Origin of the sequence: Janthinobacterium sp. PC23-8, assembly GCF_002250505.1 — a bacterium.
In the GTDB taxonomy this organism is placed as follows: Bacteria; Pseudomonadota; Gammaproteobacteria; order Burkholderiales; family Burkholderiaceae_D; genus Janthinobacterium.
In genome coordinates, this window is sequence record NZ_NJGY01000002.1 from 327,192 (window position 1) to 340,511 (window position 13,320).

At 59.4% G+C, this 13,320-nt stretch carries 12 protein-coding genes and 1 pseudogene; 4 read left to right on the top strand and 9 right to left on the bottom strand.

Annotation, left to right across the window (positions count from 1 at the left end):
- Positions 1 to 16 precede the first annotated feature (16 nt).
- Both CD932_RS16560 and CD932_RS16565 read right to left on the bottom strand, forming a co-directional pair.
- Complete coding sequence (locus CD932_RS16560; RefSeq protein ID WP_176461016.1) at positions 17 to 2,566, bottom strand: cation-translocating P-type ATPase; 2,550 nt, start codon at positions 2,564 to 2,566, stop codon at positions 17 to 19.
- A gap of 1 nt (position 2,567) precedes the next feature.
- Positions 2,568 to 3,014 (bottom strand): cation transporter dimerization domain-containing protein, encoded by a 447-nt coding sequence (locus CD932_RS16565; protein WP_094443900.1) that lies wholly within the window; start codon positions 3,012 to 3,014, stop codon positions 2,568 to 2,570.
- A gap of 93 nt (positions 3,015 to 3,107) precedes the next feature.
- On the opposite strand from CD932_RS16565, the gene CD932_RS16570 reads away from it, so the two are divergent.
- The 3 genes from CD932_RS16570 (at position 3,108) to CD932_RS16580 (ending at position 4,971) form a co-directional block, all read left to right on the top strand.
- Complete coding sequence (locus CD932_RS16570; RefSeq protein ID WP_141213277.1) at positions 3,108 to 3,638, top strand: hypothetical protein; 531 nt, start codon at positions 3,108 to 3,110, stop codon at positions 3,636 to 3,638.
- Between the two features lie 69 nt (positions 3,639 to 3,707).
- Positions 3,708 to 4,319: a hypothetical protein gene (locus tag CD932_RS16575; RefSeq protein WP_094443902.1), complete on the top strand. Its 612-nt coding sequence runs from the start codon at positions 3,708 to 3,710 to the stop codon at positions 4,317 to 4,319.
- A 103-nt stretch (positions 4,320 to 4,422) separates the two neighbouring features.
- Positions 4,423 to 4,971, top strand: a complete 549-nt coding sequence (locus CD932_RS16580) for an autoinducer binding domain-containing protein (protein WP_094443903.1) — start codon at positions 4,423 to 4,425, stop codon at positions 4,969 to 4,971.
- On the opposite strand, the pseudogene fabD reads toward CD932_RS16580, so the two are convergent.
- From fabD to CD932_RS16605, 5 genes and pseudogenes are all read right to left on the bottom strand, one after another.
- Positions 4,925 to 5,800, bottom strand: a pseudogene (fabD, locus tag CD932_RS16585) (ACP S-malonyltransferase). The gene CD932_RS16580 and the pseudogene fabD sit on opposite strands and share 47 nt — an antisense overlap.
- A 261-nt stretch (positions 5,801 to 6,061) precedes the next feature.
- The gene (locus CD932_RS16590) at positions 6,062 to 7,321 is read right to left on the bottom strand and encodes a hypothetical protein (protein ID WP_094443904.1); all 1,260 of its coding nucleotides are present in this window, start codon (positions 7,319 to 7,321) and stop codon (positions 6,062 to 6,064) included.
- Between the two features lie 2 nt (positions 7,322 to 7,323).
- Positions 7,324 to 8,106 (bottom strand): outer membrane lipoprotein-sorting protein, encoded by a 783-nt coding sequence (locus CD932_RS16595; protein ID WP_094443905.1) that lies wholly within the window; start codon positions 8,104 to 8,106, stop codon positions 7,324 to 7,326.
- A gap of 46 nt (positions 8,107 to 8,152) precedes the next feature.
- Entirely contained in the window at positions 8,153 to 9,556 is a 1,404-nt protein-coding gene (locus CD932_RS16600) for an ABC transporter permease (RefSeq protein ID WP_094443906.1), read from the bottom strand.
- Entirely contained in the window at positions 9,553 to 10,260 is a 708-nt protein-coding gene (locus CD932_RS16605) for an ABC transporter ATP-binding protein (protein ID WP_094443907.1), read from the bottom strand. The genes CD932_RS16600 and CD932_RS16605 overlap by 4 nt, the downstream gene beginning before the upstream one ends.
- Positions 10,261 to 10,476: 216 nt before the next feature.
- On the opposite strand from CD932_RS16605, the gene CD932_RS16610 reads away from it, so the two are divergent.
- A complete protein-coding gene (locus CD932_RS16610; protein WP_141213278.1) occupies positions 10,477 to 10,836 on the top strand; it encodes a hypothetical protein in 360 nt (119 codons plus the stop codon).
- 96 nt (positions 10,837 to 10,932) lie between these two features.
- Here CD932_RS16610 and CD932_RS16615 read toward each other — a convergent pair whose 3' ends face one another.
- Both CD932_RS16615 and CD932_RS16620 read right to left on the bottom strand, forming a co-directional pair.
- Entirely contained in the window at positions 10,933 to 12,498 is a 1,566-nt protein-coding gene (locus CD932_RS16615; protein WP_094443909.1) for a diguanylate cyclase, read from the bottom strand.
- Positions 12,499 to 12,632: 134 nt separating this feature from the next.
- Positions 12,633 to 13,268 (bottom strand): pyridoxamine 5'-phosphate oxidase family protein, encoded by a 636-nt coding sequence (locus CD932_RS16620; protein WP_094444441.1) that lies wholly within the window; start codon positions 13,266 to 13,268, stop codon positions 12,633 to 12,635.
- Between the last annotated feature and the right edge of the window lie 52 nt (positions 13,269 to 13,320).

The window sequence follows — 13,320 nt, forward strand, 5'->3', positions numbered from 1 at the left end:
TCTGAATGGCCGTGCATCAATGCGCCGGTGCCGCAGCGCGCAGCCAGCACCATTTTGACAAGCCCCACTTGACGCACTCAAACCAGATGATGCCGAGCACGGCGACGAATGTGCACTGCATCAGCAGTGCCATGTCCGGCAGCGCGAAGGCAAACAGCTTGCGGATGGCCTCCACGCCCAGCACCAACAACAGCAACAGCGAGGCCGCCATGCTGATCCAGGCGAACGCCCGGTTCGACTTCAGCCCCCTCCTCCATGACGGCTGGGTCCATTGGCGATTGACATAGATCAATCCCAGGTTCGACGCCACGAGGCTGATGAAGGTCGTCGTGCGCGCCACTTCATCGGAATTGCCCGTCCACAGCACCAGCACGTGGAAGCCGACCAGCATCGCCAACAGCCCTACCCCCTGCAGCAGGCCGCGCAGCAGTATTTCACGGTCGAACAAATGCATGTCCGGCCTTCTGGGTTTGCTCACCATGGCGTCCGCCTCGATCGGCTCGGCCTCGAACACGATCGAGCAGGCGGGGTCGATCACCATTTGCAAAAACAGTATGTGCACGGGCATCAGGAGCATGGGCCAGCCCAGCAGCACCGGCAGGATGGACAGGCCAACGATGGGCACATGCACCGCGACGATGAAGACGATGGCCTTGCGCAGGTTGGCAAACAGGCGCCGGCCATGTTGCACCGCCAGCAGCAGGGAAGAAAAATCATCCTTGAGCAATACCAGCGCTGCCGCCTCGCGCGCGACGTCGGTGCCACGGGCGCCCATGGCCACGCCAATGTTGGCCGCCTTCAATGCGGGCGCATCGTTGACGCCATCGCCGGTCATGGCGACGATATCGCCACGGCTGCGGAAAGCTTGCACCAGGCGCAATTTCTGCTCCGGCGCAATGCGGCAAAAGATGTCGGTATCCCCCAGGCGCGCTTTTAGTGCCGAATCGTCCAGCGCGGCCAGGTCCATGCCGGACATGACTCTGGCCGCCATGCCGGCGATACCGGCCTGCTGCGCGATCGCCAGCGCCGTGGCGGGATGGTCGCCCGTGATCATCACCACGCGCATCCCGGCCGCGTGACATTGCGCCACCGCATCGGGCACTTCCGGGCGTACCGGGTCGTGCAAGCCAAGCAGGCCCAGGAATTCAAAATCGAAGACATGCTGGTTGTCAGGCAAGGGTGGCGCGGCAAAGGTGGCGCTGGCGACGCCAATCACACGCAAACCGCCGTTCGCCATGGCCTGTACCTGCGCCGCGATGGCGGCGGCGCGCGCCGGTGCCAGATGGCACAGATCGATGATGGCCTCGGGCGCACCCTTCGCCGCCACCAGGAACTCGGAATGGTCCGGCGATTGCCATACCCGCGACATGGCCAGCATTTTCCGCGACAGCGGATAATCGTCGATCAGTCGCCAGTCGGCATGCAGGTGCTCGGTATTGGCCAGCAAGCGGGCACCGGTCTGGCTGATGGCCGACTCCATCGGATCGAACGCCCGCCGATGGCTTGCCAGGACGGCATATTCGAGCAAGCGGTGCAGCTCTTCCTGCAAGGCCCTGGCGTGACTGCTGCGCCAATCATGGGCGCAGGTCTCCGACCACAGCCGGGCCACATCCATGCGGTTGACCGTCAGCGTACCGGTCTTGTCAACGCACAGTACCGTCGTCGCGCCCAACAATTCGATCGCGGGTATGCTGCGCGCCAGGATGCTTTCCCGCCCCAGGCGCCAGGCGCCCAAGCCCAGGAAAAGCGTCAATATCACCGGCAATTCTTCAGGCAGGATCGCCATGGCCAGCGTGAGACCTGCCAGCAGGCCTTGCAGGGCATCGCCGCGCAGCCACCAATAGACCAATGCCAGGCCTGCGGCGAGACACAAGCCGCCGATGGCGACATTCCTGACGACGCGGCGTGTTTCCAGTTGAATCGGTGTCAGCTCGCTCCCCATGGTGGCAAGCGAGGCGCCGATGCGACCGAGTGCACTATGGGGGCCGGTGGCGACTACCAGGCCGCTGGCAGTGCCTTGCGTGATCAGGGTGCCGGAATACACGAGGCTGTCCGGACTGCCGCCAGTCTCGCCGCAGCCATGCTTGACTACCGGCACGGACTCGCCCGTGAGCATGGACTCGTCGACCGTCAAATTCGATGCACTGAGCAGTTCCATATCGGCGGGCACGCGGTCGCCCTCGGCCAGCAGCACCAGGTCGCCCAGCACCAAGTCCCTGCCAGCGATGCGCTGCTGTTTTCCGTCGCGTATCACCAGGGCGCGCGGACAGGAAAGGTCGCTTAGGGCGTTCAGCGAGCGTTCCGTGCGCCTGCGCTGAAAGAAAGTGATGCCCATGACGATGCAAACAAAGCCCAGCAGCATCAGCGCTTCATTGCGGTCGCCAAGCAGCAGATAAATGACGCCGCAGGCGACCAGCAGCAGGAACATCGGTTCGGAAACAACATCAAGCAGCAGGCGTCCGGCACTCAAGGGACGCGAGGCGGGCAAGGCATTCGGCCCGTTTTCCAGTAACCGCTGCGCGGCCTGCGTGGCTGTCAGCCCGTACCCCCTAAGATGCTGTGACATATCATCCAGCCCTTTCTAGACTACATGGGCGCAGCTCACTTTCGTGATCCAGATCCGGTCGCCTCCATAGATCGATGTGCGCCATCAGATTGAAAACCGGATGACGCTCGAGCACACGTCGGCGGGCATCGACAGCAATATCATGCCCAGCTTCGACCGTCAAGGATGCCTCGACCTCGAGGTGGACGTCCGCGATATTCATGTCCTCCATTTTACGTGTGCGCAAATCATGCATGCCATTGACTCCGTGAGTCTTTAATAGGGTCTCGAGAATTGCACTGAATTCAATCTCACCGATCCTGGCATCGATTTGGTCCAGCAACGGCGTCACTTGAAAAGCATCTCCCATATCTATGGTCGGACCGGCATCGTACTCGGCCCAGTTCGTTACCTTGAATTTCATCTTCGGTATGTGGTGGCGGCGCTTTTCGTTGTGTTTGTTGGGCATGAGTCGGTACGCATTGTCAGTGGACAACACTTTACCTGATTGCTCTGGCCGGCCTCCGAATCGGCGCGTACCTTCGCCCTGTCGAAGGGGTGCATGATGCTCGGCTACCTGGTGGCCGGCAGCAGCGCCGGGATCGACCCGGCTGACGCGCCGTTCCTGACCAAGGACTTGTTCGTGCCCAGCGGCGCCGGCTATCGCTTCCTGTCGCGCGACAGCGAGCGCGTCAAGGTCACTGGTCAGTGGGTCAGCCCGCAACAGCTGGAAGAATGCCTGCTGGCCGACCGCCGCGTCGAGCGCGCCGCCGCCGTCCCCATTGCCACGCCGGAAGGCCTGGTGCGTCTACGCGCCTACATCGTACTGGGCAGTTGCGCGGAATCGGGCGACGAGGTGGCCTCATCGCTGATGCGGCGCATCCAGCTTGAGCTCAAGCCGCGCGCCCTGCGTCCGGACCGGATCGACGTGGTGCAGCACATCCCCAGTACGTCCAGCGGCAAGCTCAAGCGGCATGACTTGCTCGAACACATTCCTGCCCTGAAATCACCCAAGATCAGATATACTTGGAATTATTTGCAAATAAAAAACATTGCGCAAATAAACATTAAAAACAAGGGGGCCCGGCGGTAGTTACCGCTCTCGGTGCCGCATGGAGGGGCAGTGCAACACAGGGAAAATCGAGCGCACTCATGAATGTCTATGTCAAGCCGTAAGTTCCACCGCCTGTCGGCCTGTTTTCTGGCGATGTATATAGTGCTGCATCTGGGTAACCACCTGGTGGCGGTTGCCGGCGTCCACGCGCACCTCGCCTTCATGCAGGCGATCCGGCCACTGTACCGGAATGCCGTGGTCGAGCCGCTACTGCTGGCGTGCGTGCTGTTTCAATGTGGCAGCGGCATATGGATGGTGCTGCGGGGATGGAAAAAACGCTCCGGGCTGGTAGCCTGGCTGCAGGCGGGTTCAGGGCTCTACCTGGCCCTGTTCCTGCTTGTTCATGTGGGCGCGGTCCTGTTCGGCCGCGCCGCGCTCAGGCTCGATACCAATTTTTACTATGCCGCAGCCGGTTTTGTCCTGATGCCATATGTATTATTTTTTGCGCCATATTATTTCCTTGCCGTCTGCGCCCTGTTCACCCACCTGGGCTGTGCTGCATATTGGCAAGTCGAAGCGCGTTCGCCGATGGTGCGCAGGCTCGCCATCGGCGTACCGGCGGCAGTCGGCCTGGTGCTGGCCGTGCTGATCGATCTGGCTTTGTCAGGCGTGCTGCACCCGCTCGCCATCCCCGCGAAATACCTGATGATTTACCAGTAGGCCGGACGCGAGCCAGCCGGTGGGCAAGGACGGCGAAGTGTCATTGCCGGGCTTATCGAGCATGTCTGTGTTCCCGACAAATTCTTACTAGTCGAGGCAATCAATGGTGAGCGAGCAGCGTAGTTTGCAGGTCGGATTCGATACCCATGTGGAATTAAAAAAATTTCAAGATTTGCGGCAGTGTGAAAATGAAGAGCAGATCAAGATCAAGATCATGATCGAGCGCGTGAGCAATCGGCTCGGTTTTGATTATTATTTTTACCGTGCCCGCTTCGTTCTCGACCATACCCGGCGTATCGACCGGATATTGAGCAATTATCCTGCTGCATGGCTGCAGCAATACAAGCATGATGACCTGGCCCGGATCGACCCTGCGGTGCAGCACGCCCACTCGACATTGACGCCGTTGGTCTGGGATCCCTACGGGCATATCGACGCGGAGCAAGCGCGTTTTGTCGGCGAGGCCCAACGGCATGGACTCGCCACGGGGGTGAGCTTTCCTGTTCATAATAAGGATGGCGACATCGGCGTGTTCAGCCTCGCACTGGGCACACAGGATGTCTATGCGCATGGCCTGATCCAGGAAAACTTGTATTTTGGCGCGTTCATTGCCAATTGCATCCATGACCGGATGCGCTCGCTGGTTTGGTAAGCACCCGCCCGGGCCCCATCTCGGCGAATTCCGACTGCCCCGCCCGGATCAGCCAGGAAACCGATTCGCTCCACAGCACCGGACGGGTGATCTGCGCAGCCAGGAATGCCGGGATCACCTTGGACGGATCACCTGCCGGATAAGGCAGCGCGGTGACGTTGGCTACGACCGGCACGCGCAATGGCTGAAAGACGAAATCCGCCAAAAACCGTGCAAATTGCTGCGCCGCGTCGGCCATGTAGCGGGAATGGAAAGCGGCACTGACCTGCAGCGGCACGTATAGCCTCGCTCCCGCATCGGTGAAATGGGCGCCCGCCCGCTTGATGTCCGCACTCGGGCCCGAAATGACGACCTGGGTCGGGGAGTTGAAATTGGCGACGTCGATCGACGCCAGGCCATGCTCGCTCAGCACGCGCGCGACCCCGGCTGCCGATAACCCAAGCACGGCCGCCATTGCGCCCTGGCGCGCCTGCGCCATCAATTCCCCGCGCCGCTTGACCAGGCGCAGCCCATCGACCAGGCCGAAAGCGCCTGCGGCCGACAGTGCGGAGTATTCGCCGAGACTATGCCCCGCAAAATAGGCCGGGCCCCGTCCGGCAGCGATTGCCTGGAGGTAGTGGAGGCAATTGACGACATACAGTCAAGGCTGCGTGTACTGCGTCTGCTGCAGCAGGTTGTCGCGGTTATCCAGGCAAAGTTCGCGCAGCGAATAGCCCAGGATGTCGTTGATGTCGTTTTCCGCGTCCATGAACTGCTGCACGCTGTCAAACAACTCCCGCCCCATTCCCTTGATCTGGGAGCCTTGACCTGGAAACACAAAGACCGACATTACGAATCCTCGAGTACGGCGCGCACGCGCAAGTGTTGATCTAGTTACCACAAAGGGGAGAGGGTGCAGCAGCGTTACACCACAGGCGGACACAGGCAAGCTGCTATTAGTTCCCACAAGGAATTTAGCGTGGCATCATAATGCACAAAAAGCTAAATTCTTGAAAGAATTATATTGATATATTCACCATGTTGACTAAATGTCGTGTGCGCATTTTGCAACGGGCAGGACACGTGGCGGCCCTCCAAAATTTCCCGACCGTCAATAGAAATGCCGGTAGGAAACTTGCCAGGCCTTGCGCAGAGGTGAAGCGCCGTAATCGCTGAGCAAGCTGCCGCTGTTGCCCTGCCATTGCAACGCGACTTCGTCGCGCGTCCAGCGGTAGCGCAGTTCAACCCAGGCAACGCGGCTATGATCATCGCTATTGCGGCGCATCATTGCCGCCAGGTCGAGATGGCTGATCAACAGGTCTTGCCAGGTGGCGTAGAAAAACACCGCATGGCGGGTCGGCATTTCCTGCGCCGCCTGCGCGAACTGCCGATAACGGGCGTAGGCCGGCAGCGACACGCGCGACAATGCATCCCACTGCGTTTTGTCGAGTCCGGTGCCGTTGTACTGATATTCAAGGTTCAGCGAGAGCTTGTTGCTGGTGGTATAGGTAACACCGGTCGCAACCCGGTTGCGGAACGCCTCGCCGCCCTCTTGCCCCAGGGCTTGTGCCAGCAGCGACGGGCTGCGCCCGCCAGACCACTCGACATAGGCCACCGTCGCATCATTGACCAGCTTGGTCAGGTTCATGCCGAACTGCGGCGCTGCGCCCCGGTCCTTGTACAACAGCCACTGCGGGTTCAAGTCTTCGCTCAGGCGCTTGCTGAAGATCAGCAAGGCGCGGTCGCGCGCATTGGTCGCGCCCCAGTCGGGATTGAAGGCCGATGCATTGGGCGCTTCGCTCAGCGCCGGGGAATACAGCGCCGTCAGCGAGGCGCCGTCCCACAGCGCCTGTCCGCGCAACATCACGCTGCCCTGGCGGTCTTTCTTGATGCTGGCCGGATCGAGCGACACCGGGGAACGCAATGCGCCATCGCGCAAGAAGTCGGTCGGGTTATAGCCGTTGGCGACGCCCGAATACTGATTCACGCGGCCAAAGTCGAGAATGATGTCGTGGCGCGGCTGCCAGCTGAGATAGGCTTCCTTGAGCGTGTTGACCTCTTTGCGCTGTTCAAAGCGGTGCAGCCAATCGACATCGAGCCGGTTGGCCAGGATGCCGCGCAGGCCGGGCGCCAGCGTGGCGTCGACCTGCAGGTCGATCGAGACGCGTTCGGTGGCGCCCGTCTCTTCGGAGAACGCCGCATTGCGTATCTGCGCACGGCCGGCCGCCCCCTCGACGAACAATTGCCAGGCACGCGCGCTTTGCGCCGCCTGCGGCGCCGAGCCGGGCAGCGACAAGGCCGCCGCATCCTGGTCTTGCGCGCAGGCCGCGCCGGCCAGCAGCGTTGTCACCAACGCGACGGTGGCCCGCACGGTTATTGCGGCTTGAAGCGCGGCAGATAGTCGCGCTGCAGCCAGGCTTCCGGCACATCCCTCACTGCCCAGTTGGTGAAACGCAGCACCGTCACCCATTTCGGATCGAGGCCGTCGATGATCACCGTTTCGGTGGGGCGCTCGGCGCCCAGCTGGTTTTCGTACTGGCGGTAATAGGCCGTTTTCAGCAGGCGATTGCTTTCGCTGTAAAAGCGGGCCTTGACCGGGCGATTGTTGGCGCTGTCGATCCACGCTTCGATGTGGTGGTAGGTGACGTCCGGCTTGGTCGCTGCGAGCGTCAGCTTGTAGCTGTTGCGCTTCTGGCGGTCGGCGTCGAGCACTTCTTCCTCGCCAGACAGGGTGGCGTGGTAGTCCTTGGCCAGATTGAAGGTCACCACGTCGCCGTTGGCGGCCTGGCCGAGCAGGCGCTGCTGCGGCGAAATCCGGATGCTGGCCTTGTTGGACGGATCGTAGAACCACAGGTCGTTGCCCGTCTTGAGCATCAGCTTGTTGGCGTCGCGCGCCGGCGCGATGAAGCGGATCAGGCTGCTGAACTGCCCACTCTCCTTGTCCGCCCTCGAATACACGGCCAGCGTGCTGACATCGGTCTGCTTGCCGTCGCGGTACTCGGTCAGCGTGGTCGTTAAACCGAATGGATGATCGGGATTGCGGATGGCATCGCTAGCGGCAAGAATTTCCTGCGCACTGGGTTTGGCAACAGCAGCAGATGCACTGCATCCAAGCACCACAGACAAGACTGCGGTGATAAATTGTCGCTTTTTCATATCAAGTTATTTCCCGAGTAATGAAACAAGAGTACTGACTGGTTCACTATACATGGCGCAAGGCGTCGACGATGTTGAGCTTCGCGGCGCGGTTGGCCGGCCACCAGGCCGAGACGACGGTCAGGAAGGCCAGGCTGAGCGCGCTGCCGAACATCAGCTTGTTGTCGCCCCACACCCGCACCATAACCGGGTATTCGTACGAATAGCCGGGCGGCGCCCAAGTCATGCCGCTGTGATTGATCACATAGGAGATCGGCAAGGCGATCGCGATGCCCAATCCCGCACCGATCAGGCCCAGCAACAAACCTTCGCTGACAAACAGGCTGCGAATGCCGGCGCGCCGCTGGCCGATGGCCCGCAGGGTGCCGATTTCCGTGGTGCGCTCGACCACCGCCGTGCTCATCGTGTTACCGACCGTAAACAGCACGATCATGTAAATCAGGATCGAGATGAAGCCGAACATCGAGTCGAAGAATTGGATCACCTGTTTGTAGATCGGCGATAAGGTTTCGTAATCCAGTACTTCGAGCTTCAGAGTCTTGAATTCGGCTGCCAGCAATTGGTCGAGCCGCGCCCTGGCCGCCGGCATCTGTGCCGTATGCGCCAGCTGAATCTGGATCGCCGTCACCTGCGGCGCGGCGCCGCCGAACACCAGGCGCTGCGCCTGGTCCAGATGCATGACGATCAGCGAGTCGTCGATTTCCTTGACGCCCCAGTTATCGGCCCGCACCACGTTCAGGCCGGTGACGTTGGGCGCACCGCGCACACTGGCCGCCAGCAGTTCGATATGCGTGTCGCCCGCATCGGGCGCGCCGGCCTGCTCGAGCGCCGACAAGGCCGCAATGTGGTCCGGCGCGGCCGGCCCACTTTCGCCCGCGCTGGCCGAAGCGCCCATATCTTCCGCCGTCGGGCAGTCCTTGAGCTTGAGCGGCGCGCACATTTGCAGCAGCCGGGCGACACCGGTACCCATGACGACCGAATCGGCAGGCGTGCCGGCCAGCGCAATCGGGGGGGCATAACTGAGGCTGCCGTAATCATCCCATTTACGCATCTTGTTTTGCTCGTCCACCACCACGCCGGCGGCGACCACGCCCTTCGAGACGCCATTTGAAAAGTTACCCGCGATGCCGTTGAGCCGCAAACTTGGCGTGACGACCGCCAGCATCGGCTGCAATACCGGATCTTTTTTTACCGCATCGATAATGCGCTGATAATCGGTAATGCCGTAGGCGACGGGATTGCCGCTGCCGTACAGGAAATAGCCTTTGTGCTGGATCTGCAGGTGGCCGTGGTATTGCACGTACCCGGTCTGGGTGGCGAGAATGGCATTGCGTGCATAGCCGCCGAATATCAGCATCGACACCAGCCCGACCACCATCGCGGCCAGGGTCGTCATCGAACGCCGCCGATTGCGCAACAAATTGCGCAGTGCGAGTGAAAACACCATCATGAAGACCTTTCCAACACCGTTTCGCGCCGCTCGATACCGGTAATGCGGCCGTCGCGAATGAATACCGCATCGTCGGCCTCGGCCAACACCTTGGGATCGTGGGAAGAAAAAACGAACGAGACCTTGTGCTCGTGCTGCATCTTGCGCATCAAGACAATGATGGCCGCACCGGTCTCGCTGTCGAGATTGGCGGTCGGCTCGTCGGCCAGCACCAGCTGCGGCGACATCACCAGCGCGCGGGCAATGGCCACGCGCTGGCGCTGGCCGCCGGACAGCTGCCCGGGCTGGTTGCCGGCCTTGTCCGCGAGACCCACCGCGTCGAGCAGGGACATCACGCGCTGCTTGCGCTCGCGCGCCGGAATCTTGGCCAGCAACAGTGGATATTCGACGTTTTCATACGCCGTTAATACCGGCATCAGATTGAAGCTCTGGAAAACGAAACCAAGGTGGCGCACCCGGAAATCGGACAATTCATTGTCCGACATGGTGTTGACGGCACGCCCAGCCAGGATAATTTCGCCGGCATCCGGGCGATCGATACAGCCGATCATATTCAACAAGGTCGTCTTGCCGCTACCGGACGCGCCGGATATGACGGTGAAACAATTGGGACGAATTTCGAGATTTATATTCGCCAAAGCCGGCACAGTAACCGCGCCCAGGCGATAGGTCTTATCGACCTGTTTGAGAATGATCGAACTCACGAGACTCCTATAGAAATTCCACGCAGCCGACAAGCGACTTGTTTCATAATGCGCCTTGCGCAGGCGGCAATTGTATCGACTTAACAATTTTACATTGGACCACAAGAAGATACACGCGTCAATGCCATCGGCACTGGAGCAAATCGCCGTGCGTTAGAATGTCGGCGCAATATGAAAATCACATGACAAACGACAGGACAAAAGGATGATGACAAGATGATGGCGTCCAAGCTGCTGCAGCATCATTCCCTCACGGCCAAATACGGCTTTGGCCTTTTCCCTTTGCCGGCCTACCGCCCGGTCAGCCAGGGAGAATGGCGCATCACGACCCATCTGCCCACCATGGCCGACGGCTACCTTGCCACTACCTCCTTTGAAGCGAATGCCGTCCTCAAGAAAGGACGCGCGGTCTGGATGTCGACCTGTCTGCTGGAACAGGAAAGCCACAGCTGGCACGTCCATTGCGCGCAAGGGGTGGTGGTGGTCGCGGGCCTTGGCATGGGCATGTACGCCTATGCCATCGCAATGAAACCGTCCGTTGATCTGGTCATCGTGGATCGAAACATGGCTCTCTGAAATACTTGGGGATGGGGGCGCCGCGATCAGACCAATATCCGTGCAACAACGCCCTAGTGGACAATAAATTGCGGAGGCAAATCAGACCACAATAATTTATGCCTGCGGCAAGACCGCTGCGGTGCCAGTAGCCGATTTTTTACGACGCGATTTCTGTTCATACATAGCCTGATCAGCCATATCGAGCAGCCTCTCAGGGCTCGACCCACACTCAGGGTACGAAGCGTGCCCCACACTCGCCGCAGCGACAAGTGAAACACCATTTATGTCGTACGGCAGCTTCATCATGGCTTCGATGATTGCTATTACTTTTAAAGTATCGCTTGGGTTGCTATTAACCAGCACAATCGCAAACTCATCCCCTCCCATACGAGCTGCGAGGTCAGATTTGCGAAGTCGAGAAATCAAGCGCTCAGCAGCTTGCTTTAATAATTCGTCTCCGACAGCATGACCGTGAATGTCATTGACGAGTTTGAAGCCGTCCAGGTCCAGATAAAGCACCGCAAGCGGCGTACCCATGCGAGAACATAGAGATAGTTGCTGCACGAGGAATGAGTGAAGCATGACGCGATTGGCCAAACCGGTTAGTGCATCGTGATTGGCCTGGTGTGTGGCTGCCAGCAGCATAGCCGAAGCCTTGCTCAGTGCCAGGCCCACCTCGTTAGCTTCGCGCAGCCCATGGTTGATCGAACTTACCTCTTGCCCGGAACCCAATGCCAATGCCGGAGCAATCAACCCTTGCATGGCATCGCGAATTCGCGTACCGATCTTCCAGGCTAAAAATAATCCCGCCCCTAAAGTGACAATCGTAAGGGATACAAGCAACCTGAGTCTGTTTACAGTTTCGTTGTTTAAAACCTGCAGCGGAATACCTATGGCGACAGTCCAGCCAGAATTCTGTGCACGTGCCAGTACCGTGAGCATTGGTTTGCCGTCCAGTGTGCGGGTCTCAAAGGTACCTTCGGGCTGCTCGCGCAGGCGTTTCAACACTTCAGGCATAGCTAACGTGCCTGTATGGCGCTCCATATCTGCGGAGCGAGCAACAATCTCTCCAGTTCTATCCAAAATACTGGCAATCCAATATTCAGGGTAGTTTTGATGCCGCAGAATTTCGCCGAATCGGGTAGCTGGCACTGTTCCTGATAATATGTTTTCCTTGCCCGCGCGATTGACCAAAAGAACCCCGACAGATACCAACTGACGCTTTGATAACGGTCCGGTAAATAAATTAGAAATGTGCATTGTCCGATGTTGATGAATGGCTTTCAACGCTTGGTCATCGCGCTCCAACGGCAGCGGGTGACCTGATGGTATGACCGTGTTCATTAACTGTTGTCCGCGATTGTCTTCCAGGACGATATTGAAGATGTTTTGCCTCACTAACAGATCGGCTGCCTGAGCATGGAATGCCTCCAAATTGTCGGCAGCAAAGCTTGGAGAAGTGGACAGGGCCGATAGTGCTGCAGCAACCGTCGCGAACTCTTTGTCTACCTCCATCGTATTCGCACGCGCTATTGCCATGGCGCTGCGGATGAAATTTGTACGGGCAAGATGCAAATCGTAGGCGATCAAGATTCCGGCCAACAGAAATGCAGGAACAATGCAAGCTGAGACGAGCAGCATGAGCAGAGATCGGATTGAAGGCGCATAGGTTGACTTCATTGAGAACCTGCAAAAAAATTATTTATAAGTATTGCCATACTACAATTCTTTATTGCCACTTTCAATTTTTATAGTTCGGCATTTCCGAAAAAATCGCAATCTTGATACACGGCTGCATGCACCTCATTACATGGTCAAGCACCGCCCGCTTCCGCGCTCCCCACCCTCGCCCGCAATTCCCGCAACTCCTGTTCCAGTTCCGCCAAGCGCTCGCGCAATGGCGCCACCGCCGTGCTGACTTCCTGCTCGGTAAAACGCGGCGTAATGTGTTGCGGGCAGTTCCAGTCAAACGCTTGCAGGCGCAGGCGGTAGATGCGTTCTATTTTTGCGCCATAGGCGGCATCGGTCACCAGCGCCGTCAATGCCGGGTCGGCGCCGGGCGCCAGGATCTCGACCTGCAGGTAGATTTTCAGGCGCGCGCGTCGGGTGTAGTCCATCAGGAACAGGCAGGCGCGGTCGTTGGTGGCCAGGTTGCCGGTGCTGATGTACTGGCGGTTACCCCGGTAGTCGGCAAAGGCCAGCGTTTGATCGTCGATCAATTTGAGGAAGCCGCGCGGGCCGCCGCGGTGCTGGACGTAGGGCCAGCCTGTCTCCGACACCGTCGCCATATAGAAGCTGTCACGTTCGGCAAGAAAGACCGCTTCGTTGTCGGTGAAGCGGTCGAACTCGCGGTGGCCCTTGAAGTCCTGCCAGGCGCGATCGGCGCCCATGGCCGCTTGCGCGGCGCGCACGCCGGGGGTGATGGCGATATCGAGAAAACCATAGGACATGACAGCCTCCGCAAGGATGGGCGCCGGGTTTGGCGCCACTGCATGCATTATC

Excerpts from the sequence above, each read along its gene's own strand:
- CD932_RS16565 (WP_094443900.1), bottom strand. The coding sequence starts at position 3,014 with ATGCCCAACAAACACAACGAAAAGCGCCGCCACCACATACCGAAGATG.
- CD932_RS16620 (WP_094444441.1), bottom strand. The coding sequence starts at position 13,268 with ATGTCCTATGGTTTTCTCGATATCGCCATCACCCCCGGCGTGCGCGCC.
- CD932_RS16575 (WP_094443902.1), top strand. The coding sequence starts at position 3,708 with ATGTCAAGCCGTAAGTTCCACCGCCTGTCGGCCTGTTTTCTGGCGATG.
- CD932_RS16615 (WP_094443909.1), bottom strand. The coding sequence starts at position 12,498 with ATGAAGTCAACCTATGCGCCTTCAATCCGATCTCTGCTCATGCTGCTC.
- CD932_RS16595 (WP_094443905.1), bottom strand. The coding sequence starts at position 8,106 with ATGAAAAAGCGACAATTTATCACCGCAGTCTTGTCTGTGGTGCTTGGA.
- CD932_RS16580 (WP_094443903.1), top strand. The coding sequence starts at position 4,423 with ATGGTGAGCGAGCAGCGTAGTTTGCAGGTCGGATTCGATACCCATGTG.
- CD932_RS16560 (WP_176461016.1), bottom strand. The coding sequence starts at position 2,566 with ATGTCACAGCATCTTAGGGGGTACGGGCTGACAGCCACGCAGGCCGCG.
- CD932_RS16570 (WP_141213277.1), top strand. The coding sequence starts at position 3,108 with ATGATGCTCGGCTACCTGGTGGCCGGCAGCAGCGCCGGGATCGACCCG.
- CD932_RS16610 (WP_141213278.1), top strand. The coding sequence starts at position 10,477 with ATGATGGCGTCCAAGCTGCTGCAGCATCATTCCCTCACGGCCAAATAC.
- CD932_RS16600 (WP_094443906.1), bottom strand. The coding sequence starts at position 9,556 with ATGATGGTGTTTTCACTCGCACTGCGCAATTTGTTGCGCAATCGGCGG.